The 18,273-nt window shown below is 64.7% G+C and carries 21 protein-coding genes and 4 tRNA genes; 14 read left to right on the top strand and 11 right to left on the bottom strand.

Annotation, left to right across the window (positions count from 1 at the left end):
• The first annotated feature begins 1 nt into the window (after nt 1).
• The 9 genes from JMJ54_RS13400 to rbsB all read left to right on the top strand — a co-directional run bounded on the left by JMJ54_RS13400 (nt 2) and on the right by rbsB (nt 7,367).
• On the top strand, nt 2–475 hold the full coding sequence (locus JMJ54_RS13400) for a type II secretion system protein (protein ID WP_203539051.1): 474 nt from the start codon (nt 2–4) through the stop codon (nt 473–475).
• Between the two features lie 7 nt (nt 476–482).
• Nucleotides 483–860 carry a type II secretion system protein gene (locus JMJ54_RS13395; RefSeq protein WP_203539050.1) on the top strand — a complete coding sequence of 126 codons (378 nt, stop codon included), beginning with the start codon at nt 483–485 and terminating at the stop codon, nt 858–860.
• A complete protein-coding gene (locus JMJ54_RS13390; RefSeq protein WP_203539049.1) occupies nt 835–1,335 on the top strand; it encodes a type II secretion system protein in 501 nt (166 codons plus the stop codon). The genes JMJ54_RS13395 and JMJ54_RS13390 overlap by 26 nt, the downstream gene beginning before the upstream one ends.
• A gap of 75 nt (nt 1,336–1,410) precedes the next feature.
• Nucleotides 1,411–2,412: a LacI family DNA-binding transcriptional regulator gene (locus JMJ54_RS13385; protein ID WP_203539048.1), complete on the top strand. Its 1,002-nt coding sequence runs from the start codon at nt 1,411–1,413 to the stop codon at nt 2,410–2,412.
• Between the two features lie 233 nt (nt 2,413–2,645).
• Nucleotides 2,646–3,539 carry a ribokinase gene (rbsK, locus tag JMJ54_RS13380; RefSeq protein ID WP_203539047.1) on the top strand — a complete coding sequence of 298 codons (894 nt, stop codon included), beginning with the start codon at nt 2,646–2,648 and terminating at the stop codon, nt 3,537–3,539.
• Nucleotides 3,536–3,934 carry a D-ribose pyranase gene (rbsD, locus tag JMJ54_RS13375; protein WP_203539046.1) on the top strand — a complete coding sequence of 133 codons (399 nt, stop codon included), beginning with the start codon at nt 3,536–3,538 and terminating at the stop codon, nt 3,932–3,934. Before rbsK ends, rbsD begins: the two co-directional genes overlap by 4 nt.
• Before the next feature lie 10 nt (nt 3,935–3,944).
• A complete protein-coding gene (locus JMJ54_RS13370) occupies nt 3,945–5,426 on the top strand; it encodes a sugar ABC transporter ATP-binding protein (protein WP_203539045.1) in 1,482 nt (493 codons plus the stop codon).
• A gap of 2 nt (nt 5,427–5,428) precedes the next feature.
• A complete protein-coding gene (locus JMJ54_RS13365) occupies nt 5,429–6,367 on the top strand; it encodes an ABC transporter permease subunit (RefSeq protein WP_189461505.1) in 939 nt (312 codons plus the stop codon).
• A gap of 58 nt (nt 6,368–6,425) precedes the next feature.
• Nucleotides 6,426–7,367: a ribose ABC transporter substrate-binding protein RbsB gene (gene rbsB, locus JMJ54_RS13360; RefSeq protein WP_203539044.1), complete on the top strand. Its 942-nt coding sequence runs from the start codon at nt 6,426–6,428 to the stop codon at nt 7,365–7,367.
• 73 nt (nt 7,368–7,440) lie between these two features.
• On the opposite strand, the gene JMJ54_RS13355 is transcribed toward rbsB, so the two are convergent.
• The gene (locus JMJ54_RS13355; protein ID WP_203539043.1) at nt 7,441–8,505 is read right to left on the bottom strand and encodes a bifunctional nicotinamide-nucleotide adenylyltransferase/Nudix hydroxylase; all 1,065 of its coding nucleotides are present in this window, start codon (nt 8,503–8,505) and stop codon (nt 7,441–7,443) included.
• A gap of 46 nt (nt 8,506–8,551) precedes the next feature.
• Entirely contained in the window at nt 8,552–9,469 is a 918-nt protein-coding gene (gene nadA, locus JMJ54_RS13350) for a quinolinate synthase NadA (RefSeq protein WP_203539042.1), read from the bottom strand.
• A gap of 250 nt (nt 9,470–9,719) precedes the next feature.
• Here nadA and JMJ54_RS13345 point away from each other — a divergent pair.
• The 4 genes from JMJ54_RS13345 to JMJ54_RS13330 all read left to right on the top strand — a co-directional run bounded on the left by JMJ54_RS13345 (nt 9,720) and on the right by JMJ54_RS13330 (nt 10,197).
• A tRNA-Gly gene (locus JMJ54_RS13345) sits at nt 9,720–9,795 on the top strand.
• 34 nt (nt 9,796–9,829) lie between these two features.
• A tRNA-Gly gene (locus tag JMJ54_RS13340) sits at nt 9,830–9,905 on the top strand.
• Between the two features lie 51 nt (nt 9,906–9,956).
• Nucleotides 9,957–10,030: transfer RNA gene (locus JMJ54_RS13335), tRNA-Cys, on the top strand.
• An 82-nt stretch (nt 10,031–10,112) separates the two neighbouring features.
• A tRNA-Leu gene (locus JMJ54_RS13330) sits at nt 10,113–10,197 on the top strand.
• A gap of 88 nt (nt 10,198–10,285) precedes the next feature.
• Here JMJ54_RS13330 and JMJ54_RS13325 read toward each other — a convergent pair.
• Complete coding sequence (locus JMJ54_RS13325; RefSeq protein ID WP_203539041.1) at nt 10,286–10,507, bottom strand: hypothetical protein; 222 nt, start codon at nt 10,505–10,507, stop codon at nt 10,286–10,288.
• Between the two features lies 1 nt (nt 10,508).
• Nucleotides 10,509–11,156: a protoglobin domain-containing protein gene (locus JMJ54_RS13320; RefSeq protein ID WP_203539040.1), complete on the bottom strand. Its 648-nt coding sequence runs from the start codon at nt 11,154–11,156 to the stop codon at nt 10,509–10,511.
• Between the two features lie 134 nt (nt 11,157–11,290).
• Between JMJ54_RS13320 and JMJ54_RS13315 the strand changes: the two genes are divergently transcribed.
• Nucleotides 11,291–12,166 (top strand): AraC family transcriptional regulator, encoded by an 876-nt coding sequence (locus tag JMJ54_RS13315; RefSeq protein ID WP_203539039.1) that lies wholly within the window; start codon nt 11,291–11,293, stop codon nt 12,164–12,166.
• Between the two features lie 37 nt (nt 12,167–12,203).
• Here the strand turns inward: JMJ54_RS13315 and JMJ54_RS13310 are convergent, their stop codons facing one another.
• From JMJ54_RS13310 to JMJ54_RS13280, 7 genes are read right to left on the bottom strand one after another with little or no spacing between them, the layout of a single operon-like run.
• A complete protein-coding gene (locus JMJ54_RS13310; protein ID WP_203539038.1) occupies nt 12,204–13,439 on the bottom strand; it encodes an aspartate aminotransferase family protein in 1,236 nt (411 codons plus the stop codon).
• A gap of 23 nt (nt 13,440–13,462) precedes the next feature.
• On the bottom strand, nt 13,463–13,618 hold the full coding sequence (locus tag JMJ54_RS19250) for a hypothetical protein (RefSeq protein WP_239000080.1): 156 nt from the start codon (nt 13,616–13,618) through the stop codon (nt 13,463–13,465).
• Between the two features lie 38 nt (nt 13,619–13,656).
• A complete protein-coding gene (pdxK, locus tag JMJ54_RS13300; protein ID WP_203539036.1) occupies nt 13,657–14,589 on the bottom strand; it encodes a pyridoxine/pyridoxal/pyridoxamine kinase in 933 nt (310 codons plus the stop codon).
• Nucleotides 14,586–15,302, bottom strand: coding sequence for a glutamine amidotransferase (locus tag JMJ54_RS13295; protein ID WP_203539035.1), 717 nt, complete (start codon nt 15,300–15,302; stop codon nt 14,586–14,588). Before JMJ54_RS13295 ends, pdxK begins: the two co-directional genes overlap by 4 nt.
• Nucleotides 15,299–16,114, bottom strand: coding sequence for a YggS family pyridoxal phosphate-dependent enzyme (locus JMJ54_RS13290; protein WP_239000079.1), 816 nt, complete (start codon nt 16,112–16,114; stop codon nt 15,299–15,301). The genes JMJ54_RS13295 and JMJ54_RS13290 overlap by 4 nt, the downstream gene beginning before the upstream one ends.
• 33 nt (nt 16,115–16,147) lie before the next feature.
• Nucleotides 16,148–17,188 carry a 2Fe-2S iron-sulfur cluster-binding protein gene (locus JMJ54_RS13285; protein WP_203539034.1) on the bottom strand — a complete coding sequence of 347 codons (1,041 nt, stop codon included), beginning with the start codon at nt 17,186–17,188 and terminating at the stop codon, nt 16,148–16,150.
• Complete coding sequence (locus JMJ54_RS13280; RefSeq protein ID WP_203539033.1) at nt 17,185–18,153, bottom strand: diiron oxygenase; 969 nt, start codon at nt 18,151–18,153, stop codon at nt 17,185–17,187. The genes JMJ54_RS13285 and JMJ54_RS13280 overlap by 4 nt, the downstream gene beginning before the upstream one ends.
• Between the last annotated feature and the right edge of the window lie 120 nt (nt 18,154–18,273).

Below are 18,273 nucleotides of genomic sequence, written 5' to 3'. Positions count from 1 at the left end.
CATGCAACGCGCGCGCGGATTCACGCTGATCGAGCTGATGGTGACGCTGACCATCCTCGCCGTCCTCGCGACAGTGGCCCTGCCGCTGTCGCAGGTCGCGGCAACGCGGAACCGCGAGTCCGAACTGCGCCAGGCACTGTGGCAGATTCGCGGTGCGATCGACGCCTACAAGCAGGCGGTCGACGACGGTCGGGTCAGCAAGTCGCTCGAGGACACCGGCTATCCCCCCGAACTGGCGGTGCTCGCCGATGGCGTCAAGGATGCCAAGGACCCGACCGGCAAGAAAATCTACTTCCTGCGACGTATTCCGCGCGACCCGTTCTGCGACTGCCCGAGCATGAGCAATGTCCAGACCTGGGGCATCCGCAGCTACGCCAGCCCGCCCGATTCGCCACAGGAAGGCCGCGACGTCTACGATGTCTACACACGTTCCAACGGCACCGGCCTCAACGGCACGCCGTACCGCGACTGGTGATCCCACGATGTCCTCTTCCCGCCGCCGACGCGGCTTTACCCTGATCGAACTGCTTGTCGTGCTCGCCATCATGGCCAGCCTGCTGACGCTGGTCGTACCGCGCTATTTCCAGCAGACCGACCGCGCCGCCGAGACCGTGCTGAAACACAATCTTGTCGCCATGCGCGATGCGATCGACAAGTTCTACGCCGATACCGGCCGCTATCCGGCGACACTGGACGAGCTGGTCCAGCGCCATTACCTGCGCGAAATGCCGCTCGATCCGGTCGCCAACCGCCGCGATGCGTGGCGCACGATCACGCCGGAAGGCGGCAGCGGCGTCTACGACGTCAAGAGCGGTGCCCAAGGCAATGACAGCGATGGCAAACCGTACCTGGACCTCTAGCCCGCGCCGGTACTCGGGCTTTGCCTATTTGTGGGTGCTGATGATGGTGCTCGTGATGGGCATCTACCTCGGCCTTGTCGGCGACGTCTGGCAGAACCGGCTGCAACGCGAACGCGAGCAGGAACTGCTGCGTGTCGGCGACGAAATCCGCCTGGCGATCAAAGGCTATACCGCCATCCAGGGCGCCGAAGGCACCCAGTACCCCAAACGCCTGCAGGATCTGGTTCAGGACCCCCGCGTCCCGTTTGCCCGCCGCTTTCTGCGCCGTGCCTACAAGGACCCGATGACCGGCGAGGACTGGGGCTATATCGGCGCGCCCGGCGGCGGCTTCATGGGCGTGTACAGCAAATCGGCCAAAGTGCCGCTGAAGCAGTCGAATTTCCCGACGCAGTTCGGCGGCTTCGCCGACAAGAAGACGTTTGCCGAATGGCAGTTCGCCTGGTGGCCCAACAGTGGTGGCGGCCGCACACGCTGAACGGTGTTCGATCGCCTTGTTCCAAACCGTTGTGCCCGTTAAGCTGAATACGATTTAGCAAATCCGCCACCCATCGTGTCTTCCTTCACCCGCCTGACCATCGACGACATTGCCCGGCTCGCCAGCGTCTCACGCACCACGGCCAGCCTGGTCCTCAACGGCCGTGCCGGGGCATACCGGATTTCCGAATCCACCAGCCAGCGTGTCCTCGCCGTGGCCGCCGAGCATCAGTTCCAGCCCTCGCAGTCGGCACGCGCGTTGCGCTCGCGCGCCAGCCACACGCTGGGCCTCGTCGTGCCGCAGCTGACCAACTTCGCCCATGCCAGCCTCGCCGAAGCGCTCGAGCCGCTGGCACGCGCCGCTGGCTACCAGTTGATGACCGTCAGCAGCGGCGACGACCCAGAGCAGGAGGCCGCCGGCATCGGCCAGCTGCTCGCCCGCCAGGTCGACGGCCTGATCGTCGTGCCCTGCAGCGCCGACCCGGCTGCCTACGCCGGCTGGGCTAAGCGTTTGCCGCTGGTGTTCGCCGACCGTCGTGTCGGCGGCAGCCCGACGCCCTTCATCGTGACGGCCGCCGCGGCCGCCACCGAAGCGCTGGTCGCCGATGCCATCGCGCGCGGTGCGCACGAAATCCTCTACATCGGCGGCGGTGCCAGCCTGTCGACCAGCGCCGACCGGCTCGCCGGCTATCGCGCCGCGCTCGATCAGGCCGGCATCGTGCCCGCCGATGACTGGATCAGCGAACGCGACTACCTGCGCGCGTCGGGCCAGACCCGGCTGGCCGACTGGGTCGCCCGGCACGGGCGTTACCCGCAGGCCGTCTTCACCGGCGGGATCACGCTGCTCGAGGGCGTACTGGCCTTCGTCAACGCGCATGGCGGCGCCGGGCCGGACTTCCTGCTGACCTTCGACGATCACCCCCTGCTCGACTGCCTGCCGCAGGCAGTGCAGTCGGTCGCGCAGGACAGCCACGCGCTGGCGGCCGAAAGCCTTGCCGCCGTACTGGCACTGCTGGCCGGCCAGCCGGCCGAGCCCGAACGCTGGATCGACGCCAGCGTGCGCCGCCGGCAGCGTTAATCCATTTCCCGAACGTCACGCAACGCAGGGCCCCGGCATCGCCGCGCCCGCGCCGGGCCCGCTTTGCCGTCGGCATAAGGGGATTCCTGTAGTTTTTAAAAAAACACTACAAAAAGTTGATCCATGTCTACTTTTTTTGCTTAACACGGTTTAGCATCAGCACATCGCTCAAGTCCAGAGCCCGAATCCGTGGTAGCGGTCTAGCCTGTACTACGGATGCATAAGGAGTTGCTATGACCAAGGTGCTGGTAGTCGGCAGTATCAATATGGATCTCGTCGTCGGCACGACGCGCTTTCCCCGCCTGGGCGAAACGCTGTTCGGCGAGCGCTTCGCCACGCATCCCGGCGGCAAGGGCGCCAACCAGGCGGTCGCTGCGGCACGCCTCGGCGCGCAGGTGACGATGATCGGCCGGGTCGGCGACGATGCGTTCGGTCAGCAGATGACGGCGACACTGAAAACCGAAGGCGTCGACACCCGCTGGATCGGTGTTTCGGCGACCGCCGCCACCGGCATCGCCGCGATTACGGTCTGCGACGGCGACAACGCCATCCTTGTCGTCCCCGGCGCCAACGGCGAGCTCTCTCCCGAGCACATTGCCGCCTCCGAGCAGGCATTCGCCGAGACCGACATCGTGCTCGCCCAACTCGAAGTACCGTTGGCCACGGTCGAGGCCGCTGCCGCACTGGCGCAAAAGCACGGCAAGCCCTTCATCCTCAACCCGGCCCCGGCGGCCCGTCTGCCGATCGAGCTGGTCGGCAAGGTCGCGCTGTTCACGCCGAACGAATACGAACTCGCCGTTGCGCTCGACGGCAAGCCCGAGAACTGGAAAGCGCTTCTGGCGATGCTGCCGGGCAAGGTGGTGATGACCAAGGGCCGCGAGGGTGCGTACTTCACCGACGCCTCCGGCGCGCTGCAGCACCAGACCTCGTTCCCGGTCGAGGCGGTCGATTCGACCGGTGCCGGCGACACCTTCAACGGCGCCATTGCCGCGTTCTGGGACCTCGGCCTCGCCGCCGCATCGCGCTATGCCTGCGCCGCCGGTGCCCTGTCGGTCACCCGGGCCGGCGCACAGGGCGGCATGCCGACCCGCGCCGAAGTCGAAACCTTCCTGGACAACGCAGCATGAAAAAGCACGGCATCCTCAACAGCGACATCGCCCGCGTGCTGGCCACGCTGGGCCACACCGACTGCATCGTCATCGGCGACTGCGGCCTGCCGATTCCCGACCATGTCGAGCGCATCGATCTGGCATTGCGCATCGGGACCCCGAGCTTCTTCGACGTGCTCGACGAAGTCCTCAAGGACATGCAGGTCGAGCGCGCAGTGTTCGCCACCGAAGTACTCGACCGCAACGAGGCGGTGATGGCCCGCGCCACGGCGATGGCGGGTAACGGCATCGGCATCGATTACGTATCGCACGACGAACTCAAGCGCCTGTCGCACGACGCCAGGGTCGTCATCCGCACCGGCGAAGCCACGCCGTACGCCAACGTCGTGCTGTACGCCGGCGTGATCTTCTGAGGAGGCGGTCATGGTCGTGAAGATGAAGGACATCAGCAAGGCCTTCGGCCCGGTCAAGGTGCTCGAAGGCGTCGAGTTCGAGCTCGAACCCGGCGAAATCCATGCACTGATGGGCGAAAACGGCGCCGGCAAGTCGACGCTGATGAAGATCCTCTGCGGCGTCTACCAGGCCGACTACGGCACGATCGAAATCAGCGGCCGGCCGGTCGAGATCCGCAATACCAAGGACGCCGAGCGCCACGGCATCGCGATCATCCACCAGGAACTGAACCTGATTCCGCAGCTGTCGGTGATCGACAACCTGTTCCTCGGCCGCGAAAAGCACAAGGGCGGCGTGCTCGATTCGCGCAAGATGCGCGAGCTGGCGCTCGAATACCTGGCGCACCTCGGCGTGAAGAACATCGACCCCGACATGGAGGCCGGCAAGCTGTCGATCGGCCAGCAGCAGATGGTCGAAATCGCCAAGGCGCTGAGCCTGAATGCGCAGGTGCTGATCATGGACGAACCGACCGCAGCGCTGACCGACCGCGAGATCGAGGTGCTGTTCGGACTGATGCGCGACCTGAAATCGCGCGGCGTCGGCATCGTCTACGTCTCGCACCGGATGGAAGAGATCTTCGAAATCTGTGACCGGATCTCGGTGCTGCGCGACGGCCAGTTCGTCGGCCAGCGCGTGATCAAGGACACCGGCTTCGACGAGATCGTCAAACTGATGGTCGGCCGCGAGATCGGCGACCGCTTTCCGAAGCGCAGTGTCGCGATCGGCAAGCCGCGCCTCAAGGTCGGCAACCTCGACGACGGCCACGCGATTTCGGACATCAATTTCGAGGTGCATGCCGGCGAGGTGCTCGGTGTCGCCGGGCTGATGGGCTCCGGCCGCAGCGAAATCGTCCGCGCACTGTTCGGCGCCAGCCGCCGCAAGAGCGGCGATGTCTGGCTCGACGGTGAAGCCATCCACATCAACGACCCGATCGCCGCCATCGACCACGGCATCGGCTTCGTCACCGAAGACCGCAAGACCCAGGGCCTCGTGCTCGGGATGTCGGTGCGCGAGAACATCACTCTCACCCATCTGGCCAAGCTCGCCCGCGGTGGCGTCGTCAACGGCGGCAATGAAAGCGGCGAAGTCGCCGGGCTGATCGCGCGGCTGAAGATCCGCACCCGCGACGCCGAACTCGACGTCAAGTCGCTGTCGGGCGGCAACCAGCAGAAGGTGGTGTTCGCCAAATGGCTGGGGATTGCCCCCAAGGTGCTGTTCCTCGACGAACCGACCCGTGGCGTCGACGTCGGCGGCAAGGCCGAGATTTACCAGATCATCAACGAACTCGCCGCCAGCGGTGTCGCCATCGTCATGGTGTCGTCCGAGCTGCCCGAGGTGTTGTCGATGAGCGACCGCATCCTCGTGATGCACCAGGGCCGGCAGGCCGGCATCTTCGATGCCAAAACCGCGACCCAGGAAACCATCATGCACGCGGCAACCGGAGGACAGTAACGATGAGCCCGCAAACCAAAGCCACCCTGCAAAAACTCGGCCCGCTGATCGCGCTGGTGATCATGTCGGTCGTCCTCGCCGCAATGAGTCCGGACTTCCTCACCGTCGGCAACCTGCTGAACGTGCTGCGCCAGGTCTCGATCAACGCACTGATCGCCTTCGGCATGACCTTCGTGATCCTGCTTGCCGGCATCGACCTCTCGGTCGGCTCCGTGCTCGCCCTGTCGGCGGCGCTGATGGCCGGCCTGATGGGCGGCGGCATGAACCCAGTCGCCGCCACCATGGTCGGCCTGATCGCCGGTGCCGCCATGGGCCTGCTCAACGGCCTGATCGTCACCAAGGGCAAGGTCGCACCGTTCATTGCCACGCTGGGCACGATGACGCTGTACCGCGGCTGGACCATGGTCTACACCAACGGCAGCCCGATGACCGGCTTCAACAGCGACTTCATCTACATGCTCGGCAGCGGCTATGTGTTCGGCATCGTGCCGATCCCGGTCGTGATCACGCTGGTCGTGTTCGGCGCACTGTGGTTCGTGCTGAAGAAAACCGTGTTCGGCCGTCACGTCTACGCCGTTGGCGGCAATCCGGAAGCGTCCAAGCTCTCCGGCGTCAAGGTCGACCGCGTCCAGCTGTGGGTCTACTCGCTGTCGGGCCTGATGGCCGCGCTGGCCGGCGCCATCCTGACCTCGCGACTGAATTCGGCCCAGCCGACTGCCGGCGCCGGTTACGAGCTGGATGCAATCGCGGCAGTCGTCATCGGCGGCACCAGCCTGGCAGGCGGCCGCGGCTGGATCGTCGGCACGCTGATCGGCGCCGTGCTGCTCGGCGTGCTCAACAACGGCCTCAACCTGCTCGGCGTTTCGTCGTTCTACCAGCAGGTCATCAAGGGCATCATCATTCTGCTTGCGGTGCTGATCGACCGCGCAGGGAAGAAGTAAACGGAAGAAGTACGTGGGTCCAGCACCCGCCACAACGCAGTCACATAGGAGAAGTCGCATGAAACCGTGGATCAAACCCCTGCTGATCGGCGCCATCGCCCTCGGTCTCGCCGCGTGCTCGAAGCAGGGCCCGGACAGCAACGCAGCCTCGTCGGCCGCCAGCGCCGGTGGTGAGCCGACGATCGGCCTCGCCGTCTCGACCCAGAACAACCCGTTCTTCGTCACGCTGCGCCAGGCCGCCGAGGCCGAAGCCAAGGCGCAGGGCATCAAGCTGATCGCCGTCGACGCGCAGGACGACGCCGCCAAACAGATCGCCAGCATCGAAGACCTGATCCAGAAAAAGGTCAGCGTCATCCTGATCAATCCGACCGATTCGGACGCGATCGCCAACGCCGTGCGTGAAGCCAACAACGCCAAGATCCCGGTGATCACCATCGACCGCGCGGTCAACGGCGGCGAAGTCGTCGCCCACATCGCTTCGGACAATATCGAAGGCGGCCGCATGGCGGCGAAGTTCCTGCTCGACCAGATCAAGCATCAGGGCAAGGTAATCGAACTCGAAGGCATTCCGGGTTCGTCGGCCGCGCGTGAACGCGGTCAGGGCTTCGGCGAGGGAATCAAGGATGCCAAGGACGTGCAGGTTGTCGCCAAACAGCCGGCCGACTTCGACCGCGCCAAGGGCCTGACCGTGACCGAGAACATCCTGCAGGGCAACAAGGACGTGAAGGGTCTGTTCGCCCAGAACGACGAAATGGCGCTGGGCGCGCTGCAGGCCATCCAGGCCGCCGGGCTGAAGGACGTTGTCGTCGTCGGCTTCGATGCCACCACCGACGCGATCGCCGCCGTCAAGGCCGGCACGCTGGCCGCCACCGTCCAGCAGAAGCCGGACCTGATGGGCAAGATGGCCGTCGACACCGCCAAGCAGCTCATCGACGGCAAGCAGGTACCGAAGTCGATCCCAGTACCGCTGAACCTCGTCACCAAGGACAACGCGCAGTAACACGGCAAAACGAGTACACCGCAGAGACTTTCACGGCCCCTTCCGGGGCCGTTTTTTTTGAATTGCGCTGGAGTCAGATCTGGCCGAGGAACCAGTTCACGATGTAGAAGTGGTCCTCGAACAGCTCGGTTTCCATCCGGTTGAACTCGAACAGCGGCACCCATTGCGCCCGGTCGGCATCGTCGCCGCCACGCACCTTGGGCAGGCCCTCGCCGGTCGGCGTCAGCTCGATCAGGAAACCGTGGGTGATCGTGCGGCCGCGCAGCGAGCGCTGCGGGTGGTCGAACACCCGGCTGGCACGGATCGACCCGGCGAGCACCGGCGCCGGCACCTTGAGCCGGGTTTCTTCCTTCAGCTCGCGGATCACCGCGTCGCGGATCGGCTCGTCCTGCTCGATGAAACCGCCGGGCAGTGCCCACAAGCCCTTGCCGGGCATGCCCCGCCGCCGTACCAGCAGGATGTGGCCCGAGTGGATCACCACCGCGTCGACGGTCACAAAGGTCGGCGGATACGGCGCCACCGCCCACGAGCGGCGGAAATCCTGCAGATAGCGGTATTCGGCAGCGAGACGCGCATGCACCTCGCCACCGCGGAAGACCTGCAGCCAGTCGAACACCGCCGGCGGCAGCTTGGCTACGCAACTGTCGAAGCGCGATCCGCCGGCATCGAACAGCGCGTCGCGTACGCACTGCGCATCGATGCCGGGTTCGTCGTCGACCTCGAGCCGCTGCCATTGCGGAAACAGCTCCAGATACCATGCGTTGCGGCTGCCGCGGCTGCCGACGATGCCGATGCTGAATTCGGCCGCCCGATGGCCGAGGCTGGCGGTATCCACGGCGATGACCTTGTCGACCTGGCTCTGGATTTCGGTCACCCATTGCTGGTCGTTGTACATCCGGTCCGAGCAGCCGAGCATGAACACCCGGTGCTGCAAATCGGCTGGCAAGGCCGCGCGCAGCATGGACTCGCGCTCGGCCAGCGTGAACGGATTGCGCGGGCTGACCGCCTGCCGTGCCGACCCGCAGATCACGATCAGCTTGTCGGCGTGCTCCAGTGCGGCGTGGATCAGTTTCAGGTGACCGTTGTGCACCGGCTGGAACCGGCCGATGAACACCAGATAGTCGAAACGTTTCGTCATCGGTTCTCCCGGATGAAAAAAGGGCGGTCTCGACCGCCCTTTGCACTTATGCGTAATAACGCTTGGAGAACTCGAGCATGCGCTCGATCGGCAACCGCGCGGCGTCCACCGCCTCGGGGCTCAGGTAATCGATGCGTGTGCCGACACCGGCCTGCGCCCGCTTCACCGCCTCGATCGTGTTCATTTTCATGTACGGGCACGAATTGCACTGGCAACCGGCATAGATCGGCGCCTGACGGATGTCCAGATCCGGCCGCGCCAGCCCCATGTTGTAGAGGATGCCGTCCTCGGTCGCGACAAAGATCACCGCGTCGGCTTCCTTGTCGAACGACTTCACCCAGTTGAGCATGCCCGAAGTCGAACCGACGTAATCGGCCTGCTGCAGCACCGGCAGCGGCGATTCCGGGTGGGCGATCAGGTATTTGGCACCGGCAACGCTGGCAAACGCCTCGTCGAGCGCGCTCTGGTTGAACTTGTCGTGCACTTCGCACACGGCCGACCACAGCGGCATGCCGTAGTCGTACTGGAAGTTCAGGTAAGCGCCCATATTGCGGTCCGGCGAGAAGATCACCTTTTTGCCGTCGGCATACAGGCTGGCGATGATGTCATCGACGTTGCGGCTGGTGACGATCCAGTCGCTCAGCGCCTTGTGCTCGGCCGAGCTGTTGATGTAGCTGACGTGCACGTGATCGGGATGCGCCTCGCGCCACGCTTTCAGCGCCCCCACGTCGGTCTGGGTGACGAGGCTACAGGTCGAACCGGCGTCGGGCAGGATCACCTCGGCATCCGGATTCAGTATCTTGGCGGTCTCGGCCATGAAGCGCACACCGGCAAACACGATGGTGTCCGCGCCGCACTCCTTGGCGTAGAGGGACAGCTCCAGACTGTCGCCGACCTTGTCGGCCATCTGCTGGATCTCGGGCTGGCAGTAGTAATGCGCCAGCGTGACGACTTTCTTGCTCATGGTCTTCCCCCATGCAAAACGCGCGGGCTCGCCCCGCGACGGATCGATCAGTACAGCAACCCGCTGATGCGGAACGGATTTCCTCCGGCACGGCGTTTCCCGCCGCACAGCATCAACGGCGTCATAGTACACCCGCAAGGCCGCGCAGCCTCGGTCGTCCGATCATTTTTGCAAAAAGGTGTTGACGGACGGCATTACGGGAGCCATAATGCGCTCCTCAGTTGCAGAACACAGCAGCGAAAACGGCGAAGCGGGATTAGCTCAGTTGGTAGAGCGATACCTTGCCAAGGTATAGGTCGAGAGTTCGAGCCTCTTATCCCGCTCCATTCACCGGTTTCATTTCTTGTTTTGCCTGCTGATGCGGGATTAGCTCAGTTGGTAGAGCGATACCTTGCCAAGGTATAGGTCGAGAGTTCGAGCCTCTTATCCCGCTCCAGATTCCAGAAAAAGGGAAAGTTATACGCTTTCCCTTTTTTGTCGCAGTTGCGGCGGGGTAGCAAAATGGTTATGCAGCGGATTGCAAATCCGTCTATGCCGGTTCGATTCCGACCCCCGCCTCCAGTACAAAAGCCCTGATTATTCAGGGCTTTTTGCTTTTCTGGCAACAGGAAATCCCCAAACGGCGTGCTACAATCGGCGCCCTGCCCCGATGGTGAAATTGGTAGACACAAGGGACTTAAAATCCCTCGGCGTAAGCTGTGCCGGTTCGACCCCGGCTCGGGGCACCAGATACAAAACAAAGGGTTACGTGAAAACGTAACCCTTTTTTGTTGCCCGCCTTCATCGGAGCGGCCGGAACAGAAGCCTGCGCCGAGACTAGGCCAACACGTGCTCGATCGACGAATGATCCTCGATCTTCAGCACTTTGGCGTTGACGACCAGCGACGGCAAGCGGGTCACGCCCAGCGATACCGCCTCGGCCGCACGCCGGCTGTCGACGCCGAGATTGACGATGTCGATCGTGGTATCGAGCGACTCGAAGGCTGCGGCGATCGACAGGCAAATGTTGCAACCGTCGTGAAACAGGATGGTCGCCATTTCAGAACTCCCCTTCGCGGATGTAGGGCTGGCTCCACAAAATGGCTTGCAGCAGTACCGATTTGACCCAGGCAGCGTGCATTTTCTCGACCTCGGCCGCCGGGGCGCCGTGCTTGGCCAGGAAAGGCTTGAGTGTCGTGGTGATCGGAATCGTCAGCGCCGGGATGTAGCGGAAGTTGACCTGCGCGGTGCTTTGCACCTGATCGGTCTGGTTCTTTTTGAACTTGCTGTGGCGCAGGCCGATTTCGTACTGGTAATCCAGCCAAGCCTGATCGTACTTGGCTTCGGCGGTGTCGAGAATCCAGCGTGCGAAGCGCTGGCGGACCGCCGCCAGATAGCCCGCATCCGGTGCGCCGGTGCGGGTGTTGCCGAAGAACACCACCAGTTCGGGGGTGGAGGCAACGAAGCCGTACCAGACATCGAGAATGGCGTCGGTCTGGTCGGCCAGAATGGCGGCGCTTTGCCGCAAGGCCTGAACGTCTTCGTCACTGAACAGCAATGCCTTCTGCAGCGACGCCAGATCGTCGAGCGAGTATGGCGCGCGAGCCACCGAGGGCTTGCCAAGGGTATAACCCGGGATCGGCGCAGCGACTTCGGCCTGCACGATGCCCGGCTTCAATGCGGACAGAATCGACTTGAGGAACGGCATGGTTGCACTCCTGAGTGAACAGCGATCAATGCCCAGCACCTGTAGCGTTCGATGCTGGCCCTGTGGTTACTGTGCCCGATCCTGGGATACGATGAATGTTCTAAAGTCGATTAAACATATCCTTAAGTCCAAACATGCCCGATACCCCGCTGCCCCCTTCGGTAGACCGGCTTTCGCCGCTGCTTGACCGCTTCCGCGTGCGCGCACAGCTGTTTCACACCGGTGCGCTGTGCGGCGTCAGCCTGTTCGAGCAGCAACCGGGGCGGGCCTTCCTGCACGTGCTGCGCCGTGGCGAGATGGAGGTCGTCCATACCGGCAATGATGGACTGGCCCCCCGGCTGATCGTCGACGAACCGACATTGCTGTTCTACCCGAGAGCCATCACCCACGCCTTCCACAACCCGCCGGTCGACGGGTCGGACTTCACCTGCGCGACGCTGCGCTTCGACGGCGACGAGCACAATCCGCTGGTTCAGGCGCTGCCGTCGCTGATCCTGCTGCCCTTGCGCCAAGTCACCGGGCTGGAACAGACGCTGAACCTGCTGTTCGCCGAAACCGACCGCAGCCGTTGCGGCTCGCGCCTGCTGGCGGACAGGCTGTTCGAGGTCGTGCTGATCCAGCTGCTGCGCTGGCTGATCGACCACCCCGATGCAGCAGGCATCTCCTCCGGGCTGGTCGCCGGCCTGTCCGATCCGCGACTGGCGCGGGCACTGGCAGCGATCCACGCCCAACCCGGCGATGACTGGACGCTGGCGGCCATGGCCACCAAGGCCGGAATGTCGCGTGCCGCATTTGCCGCTGGCTTCAAGCAGGCCACCGGACAGACGCCCGCCAGTTACCTGAGCGACTGGCGCTTGAGCCTGGCAATCGGCGAGCTGCGCGCGGGCCAGCCGATCAAGGTGATCGCCGACGCACTCGGTTACAGCGGCGCACCGGCCTTCTCCAAGGCGTTCAAGCAGAGGTTTGGCGCCGCCCCGCGCGACTGGCTGCGCGAGGCGACGGCGGCCTGAGCCACTGACAACGATCGGGGCCCGAAAACAGCCAGCCCTAGCCGCCGGCCAGTGCAACGCTGGCCGGCTGTGCCGACACGGCGGCTGCGGCTTGCTCGGTCAGCCAGAGCAGAACCAGCCGCGACAGGCGCTCGACGATCTGGTCGATCTGCACCGGGGTACAGATCAGCGGCGGCAACAATCGGATCGTCCGCTCTCGCGTGACATTGATCAGCAGCGCCTCGGTCCGCAGCGCGCGCTCGACCAGTGGCGTGCACGGCGCAGCCATTTCGATCGCGATCATCAGTCCATGACCTCGGACGCCGCGCACCCCGGGATGGCCGGCCAGCCGCACCTGCAAGCCGCGAAGCAGCTGTTCGCCCAGTTGTTTCGCCCTTAGCGGCAGCTGTTCGCGCTCGCTGATGTCGAGTACGCAGCAGCCGACCCGGCAGGCGAGCGGATTGCCGCCAAAGGTCGAGCCGTGATTGCCGGGCACAAACAGCGCGGCAGCGGTCGAGCGTGCCAGACAGGCGCCGATCGGTACGCCGTTGCCGAGCGCCTTGGCCAGCGTGATCACGTCGGGCACGATGCCGGCATGGTTGAAGCCGAACCATGCGCCGGTCCGCCCGAGGCCGGTCTGGATTTCATCCATCATCATCAGCCAGCCCCGGACGTCGCACAGTGCGCGCAGCTGCTGCAGATAGGCCGGAGAAGCAACGTGCACGCCCCCTTCGCCCTGTACCGGCTCGACGAGGACGGCCACGATGTCGGGGTGTTCTTCAGCGCATTGCCTCAGGGCCGCGATGTCGTTGAACGGAACACGGATGAAGCCCGGCATCAGCGGCGCAAACCCCTGCTGCACCGCCGGGTTGCCACTGGCAGCCAGCGTCGCGAACGTGCGGCCGTGAAAGCTGTTGTCCATCACCACGACCAGCGGCTGCGCAATGCCGCGACGCTGCGCATGCAGCCGGGCCAGTTTCAGCGCGGTCTCGTTGGCCTCGGCACCGGAGTTGCAGAAAAAAGCCTTGTCCATGCCGGCCAGCGCACACAGGCGTGCCCCCAGCCGCTCCTGCCATTCGATGCCGAACAGGTTGGAGGTATGGATCAGCCGGCCCGCCTGATCGGCAATGGCTGCGGCGATTTCCGGATGCGCGTGCCCCAGATTGGTGACCGCCACGCCGGCGATGGCGTCGAGGTATTCCCGGCCGTTGGTGTCCCAGAGAAGCGCGCCCGATCCGCGTTCAAACGAAACCGGCTGACGCGAATAGGCATGCATGAGGTAGGAAGTGGGCATGGTTCGATGCGGCTCCGGCAGGGTCATTCGGCCAGCGGCGCAGCTTGAAACAGCGCTTCTGCTCCCAGTAAACGCAGTCCGTCCGGACCGCTTTCAAGAATGCGTCGTTCGCCGTACGCCACCAGACGCTGGGTACGAAAGCCCTGCTCCGCCGGCAACTGGGCAGTGATCGTGGCCAATGCTTCGCGTGCGCCTGGCGCCTCGGTTTCGAAAAAGCCTAGCAGTTCGCCGTGCTGCCAGACGGTGAGCCGGTATTTGTGCGGGGTCGTGTCCATAAGGGGTGGGGGGCTCCAAGTCGGGATGGATAATTCAGGCTCAGCTCCGCATAGCCTGACTGGTGGGAGAACTGCAGTGCCGAGGTCACTTCGTCGCAGGCCAGTTGGACGGCATCGTGCAGCGGTACGTCGGCCAGCAGCAGGCCGGTCAGCACTGCGGCAAACAGGTCGCCGGTGCCCTTGGCATTGCAGGCAATGCGCGGATGCGTCAGCACCCGGGTGTCGTCACGCGTCACGATCGCCACGCCGAGCGGCGCGTCGGCGGAACCCGGCGCTTGGGCCGAGGTCACGACGACCCATTCGGCCCGTCCGGCCAGCCAGACGCGCGCAGCGTCGATCACGTCGTCGAACGTCGCCAGCCGGCGCGCGGCAAGCCGCGCCAACTCGAAACCGTTCGGCGTCAGCCCGTGCGCAAGCGGCAACAGGTGCTGGGTATAGGCCAGCACCAGCTCCGGCTCGACATACATGCCGCAGTCGTAATCACCGAGCACCGGATCGACATAAAAGCGGATGTCGGGCCAGTGTTCGTGCACGTGCGCCAGCCAGCCGGCCAGCATGCGTGCCTGATCGGCGCAGCCGAGATAGCCGATGACGATGGCGCGCGTGGCCTGCAGCACGCCGCGCAGCTCCAGCTCGCGCAGGTAGCCGGCGAACCACGTCGCCGGAATCACCCCGCCATCCACCGACGGATAGTGCGGGGTGTTGCTCAGCAGCACGGTGGGCACCGATGCCACGTGCAGCCCCATCCGCTGCAGCGTGGGCACCGCGATCGAGTTGCCCACGCTGCCGTAGACGAGTTGCGACTGGATCGAGATCACGTCGATCGGCAGCGCGGTTGTCGCGCGCCGCCGCCCGGGTGCGTCAATGTCGTTCATGCAGGCGAGGTCTGTTCGGAAATCACGGTATCGAGCCAGCGCTCGGCCACTTCACGCGCGGCCTTGGACAGCGCCGGGCCGTACTGAAGTGCCTGCTTGCGCAGCACACGCGGGTCAATGCCCGCCTGCCCCAGCTCTGCGGCGTGCCCCACCAGCCATTGTTCGATCCGGGCGGTGTCGGCCTCGAGGTGGAACTGCAGGCCCAGCGTGTTCGGGCCGTGCGCAAAGGCCTGGTTGGCGCCGATACGGGTGCCGGCCAGATGCGCCGCGCCGGCCGGAATGTCGAACTGGTCGCCATGCCAGTGCAGCACCGAGACACCGTTCAGTGCCGCCAGCGGCGAGGCCAGCCCTGCATCGCTGAGGCTGAGCGGGCCGAAGCCGATTTCCTTGACGCCGAGCGGGTAGACCTTGGCGCCCAGCGCACGCGCGATCAACTGTGCGCCGAGGCAGATGCCGAGAACGGGTTTGCCGGCCGCCAGCCGTGCGCTGATCAGCTTGAGTTCGTCGTCGACGAAGGGATAGATCGTTTCGTCGTACGCGCCGATCGGCCCCCCGAGCACGACCAGCAGGTCGGGTGCCAGCGGATCCAGTGCCGCCAGCTTGGCGGTGGTGGCGTCAACGTACTCGATGTGAAAGCCGCGCGATGCCAGCACGCCTTCGAGCGTACCGAGGTCTTCGAAATGGACGTGGCGAATGGCAAGAACCGATTTCATTGGGTGTGCTCCTGAGTAAGGGCCTGGTTCGGCCAGTAATGGTGATGCGGCAATGCACGTGCGCCGAACAGGGCCTGACCGACGCGTACGACGGTAGCCCCCTCCTCGATCGCGATTTCGAAATCACCGGACATGCCCATCGACAACTCGTCCATGTGCATGCCCGGCGGCAAATCAATCCGCAGGCGGTCGCGCAGTTCGCGCAGGCGCACGAAGCACGCGCGAACCCGTTCAGCGTCGGTCGACAGGACCGCCAGCGTCATCAGCCCTTTCACCCGCAGCGACGGAAACTGCCGCAGCTGCTGGACGAATGACGCGGCTACGTCCGGGTGCAGGCCGTACTTGCTGGCCTCGTCCGAGGTGTTGATCTGGACCAGCACATCCAGCGTGCGCCCCTCGAGCTGGAGCCGCTGCTCGAGCGCTTCGGCCACCCGCAGGCTGTCAAGCGCCTGAAACTCGCGGGCCATCTTGGCGACCACCTTGACCTTGTTGGTCTGGAGATGGCCGATGACCACCCAGTCGACGTCCCCCAGATCAGCCATCTCCTGCCATTTCTGCTGGACTTCCTGCACCTTGTTTTCGCCGAAAACCCGGCAGCCGGCCGCATAGGCCATGCGGATGCGCGACTGGTCGACCGTTTTGGACACCGGCAACAGCCGAACGCTGTCCGGCAGGCGGCCGGCGCGCGCGCATGCCGCAGCGATGCGCTCGCGGACCGATGCCAGATTGGCGGTGATTTCAGCCTGGGTCTGCGCTTGCGGATAAAGCACCCCGCCCCCCTTCAGGGGGAGATCGAAACCGGGTGAGTTCAATGCGTGCTCCTCGACGCGTGGTCGGTCAGTGGGTTAAAGGGCGATCGTCAAGGTGGCCAGCGTCGGGTAGGTGCAGCACGCCAGCGCATAGCCTTCGGCCTGTTCGCCCGGGCTCAGCGCGAAGTCGGCCTCGCGGCGGCATTCGCCGTCGACGATCTTGATCCGGCAACTGCCGCAAATCCCCGAACGGCACTGGCTCTTGATCGGGATCCGGTGTTCCTCGAGCAGGTCGAGCACGCTCTGCCGCGGATCGGCGCGCAGCGTCCGGTCCAGCCCGGCGATCGCCAGTTGCGGCGCCGCCAGCGCGGCGTCGACGACGATCGGTTCGGCCGCGGCGGGTGGCGTGAACGACTCGATCAGCACCTTGGCCCCCGGATGCAGGCGCCGCATTGCGGCCTGCTGCGCACTGGCGAACTGGTGGCTGCCGCAAATCACCACGGCGTCGAGCTGGTTCAGCTCGACCAGATCCGCATCACTCGGCCGGCCGGCATGGAAGTGCGGCGTCCGTGACTGGATGGCATCGCCGGTGACGAAAATGCGGACGCTGAACCACGGGCTGCGCAGATCGAGCTCCAGCAGTTCGTGCAGGAACGGCACCGCCGAAATGGACTTGGTGCACAGGCACAGGTCGACACGCGGCACCGGCTGGCCTTGCTGTGCCAGCTTGGCCAGTTCGCGGATCAGCGCGATCGGCAGCGTGATGCCGATCCCGCCGGCCAGCATCAGCACGCGCCGCAGCGAGGCGACCGTGCCCACGTTGATATGGCTGGCCGCGTACTTGATCGCCAGCGTCTCGCCGGCGTTCAGGCTCGCGTGCAGGCTGTCCGAGACGCCCTGGTTGCCGGTTTTCCGGACGGCGATTTCGAAGGTGTCGTGCGCCGGGCGACGAACGATCGAATAGCAGCGTTGTTGCGTGATGCCGCGGGTATCCGGGTATTCGATCGCGACATGCGCGCCGGGTTCGAGGTGAGGATGCAGATCGCTCAGGACGTTCTGGGCGCGCAAGGTGAACACCTTCACGCCGCCGGCTTCCGTATGCGCCTGCTCGCAGCGTGCATGCAGTACCGTGCTCATGATGTCGCCTCCGCCAAGGCCTGCGTTGCCGGCAACGAGGTTGCTGCGCGTACGCTGCGGTCGGCCAGGCCGATCCGCTCGATCAGCGCTTCGACCGAATCGGTGTAAACGCCGATCTCGTTGCTGTCGCCGGTATCGTTCAGGATCGCGTCGGAATCCGGCAGGCCGACCAGATCGAATGCCGCGCGCCACGCGCCCAGCTCGTTGTTGGCGAACAGTTGCACCGTCTTCTGGATGATGGTGCGCAGATGCTGCCGCTCGCTCTGGCTGAGGCCGTGGACCAGATCCGCGGCAACGAAGCTGAACACGCTCGAATGGCTCCACTCGTCGACGGCATGGGTGCGGGTGACCTGATGGCAAATCGCCTGGATCGACTGGTCTTCGGCCATGGTCTTCAGGTAATCGGTGATCAGCGTCTCGCTGGCGCACGCAATGCCGAAGCGCGTCAGCCGGCGCTCCCACTCGGCGCCGCAAGTCGCGAGTGCCTCGTCACGCCAGCGCACCAGATTGAAGTCCTCGAAATCCAGCGGGGTGAGGCCGCGTTCGCGGTAGATGTAGTTGCACGCACCGATCGACATGCGGGTATGCAAGGCCTCGTCGAGCAAGGCCTCGGAAATCACGTCCTGGATGAGCTCGCGGTTCTTGGTAAAGCCCGGCGGCGCCTTGATCAGGTCTTCGCACGCCGGCGTCACGATGTCGCACTCGATATAGATCGTCTTGAGGTTGTAGATCCCCCACGCGTAGGACAGGCACTGCGACTTCAGCGCCGCAGGCGCCGACCGCCATGCCTCGTGGTCCTTGAATGGCAGCAGCGACTCGCTGAAATCGTGCTTTTCCGCGTCCAGGACCAGGCCGGCGTAGTCGCCGGGCCCCTGATTGACCGCAGCACGCGTCCGCCAGAGCGCCGAAAGCCGCTGGAGCATGGTTGCGACCGAGTCTTCACGTACCGTTTCTGAGTAAGCCATGGGTTAGTGCCTCATGCAGATACTGCGTTGAAGTTGCAGGGTGCTGCTGCGTGTCATGCAGCCGGAATCCGGGTGTTCAGAGCCATGCCAACCTCGAACCCCGTAATTTTGTACTAGTTC

It is taken from the genome of Jeongeupia naejangsanensis, from assembly GCF_016865585.1.
GTDB lineage: Bacteria > Pseudomonadota > Gammaproteobacteria > Burkholderiales > Chitinibacteraceae > Jeongeupia > Jeongeupia naejangsanensis.
The sequence above is the reverse complement of the archived record's forward strand: the minus strand, read 5'-3'. Positions and strand labels throughout refer to the sequence as shown.

What these genes read in the sequence shown, in the direction of transcription:
- JMJ54_RS13400 (WP_203539051.1), top strand. Translation starts at nt 2, where the DNA reads ATGCAACGCGCGCGCGGATTCACGCTGATCGAGCTGATGGTGACGCTG.
- JMJ54_RS13395 (WP_203539050.1), top strand. Translation starts at nt 483, where the DNA reads ATGTCCTCTTCCCGCCGCCGACGCGGCTTTACCCTGATCGAACTGCTT.
- JMJ54_RS13390 (WP_203539049.1), top strand. Translation starts at nt 835, where the DNA reads ATGGCAAACCGTACCTGGACCTCTAGCCCGCGCCGGTACTCGGGCTTT.
- rbsK (WP_203539047.1), top strand. Translation starts at nt 2,646, where the DNA reads ATGACCAAGGTGCTGGTAGTCGGCAGTATCAATATGGATCTCGTCGTC.
- rbsD (WP_203539046.1), top strand. Translation starts at nt 3,536, where the DNA reads ATGAAAAAGCACGGCATCCTCAACAGCGACATCGCCCGCGTGCTGGCC.
- JMJ54_RS13370 (WP_203539045.1), top strand. Translation starts at nt 3,945, where the DNA reads ATGGTCGTGAAGATGAAGGACATCAGCAAGGCCTTCGGCCCGGTCAAG.
- JMJ54_RS13365 (WP_189461505.1), top strand. Translation starts at nt 5,429, where the DNA reads ATGAGCCCGCAAACCAAAGCCACCCTGCAAAAACTCGGCCCGCTGATC.
- rbsB (WP_203539044.1), top strand. Translation starts at nt 6,426, where the DNA reads ATGAAACCGTGGATCAAACCCCTGCTGATCGGCGCCATCGCCCTCGGT.
- JMJ54_RS13355 (WP_203539043.1), bottom strand. Translation starts at nt 8,505, where the DNA reads ATGACGAAACGTTTCGACTATCTGGTGTTCATCGGCCGGTTCCAGCCG.
- nadA (WP_203539042.1), bottom strand. Translation starts at nt 9,469, where the DNA reads ATGAGCAAGAAAGTCGTCACGCTGGCGCATTACTACTGCCAGCCCGAG.
- JMJ54_RS13325 (WP_203539041.1), bottom strand. Translation starts at nt 10,507, where the DNA reads ATGGCGACCATCCTGTTTCACGACGGTTGCAACATTTGCCTGTCGATC.
- JMJ54_RS13320 (WP_203539040.1), bottom strand. Translation starts at nt 11,156, where the DNA reads ATGCCGTTCCTCAAGTCGATTCTGTCCGCATTGAAGCCGGGCATCGTG.
- JMJ54_RS13315 (WP_203539039.1), top strand. Translation starts at nt 11,291, where the DNA reads ATGCCCGATACCCCGCTGCCCCCTTCGGTAGACCGGCTTTCGCCGCTG.
- JMJ54_RS13310 (WP_203539038.1), bottom strand. Translation starts at nt 13,439, where the DNA reads ATGCCCACTTCCTACCTCATGCATGCCTATTCGCGTCAGCCGGTTTCG.
- pdxK (WP_203539036.1), bottom strand. Translation starts at nt 14,589, where the DNA reads ATGAACGACATTGACGCACCCGGGCGGCGGCGCGCGACAACCGCGCTG.
- JMJ54_RS13295 (WP_203539035.1), bottom strand. Translation starts at nt 15,302, where the DNA reads ATGAAATCGGTTCTTGCCATTCGCCACGTCCATTTCGAAGACCTCGGT.
- JMJ54_RS13285 (WP_203539034.1), bottom strand. Translation starts at nt 17,188, where the DNA reads ATGAGCACGGTACTGCATGCACGCTGCGAGCAGGCGCATACGGAAGCC.
- JMJ54_RS13280 (WP_203539033.1), bottom strand. Translation starts at nt 18,153, where the DNA reads ATGGCTTACTCAGAAACGGTACGTGAAGACTCGGTCGCAACCATGCTC.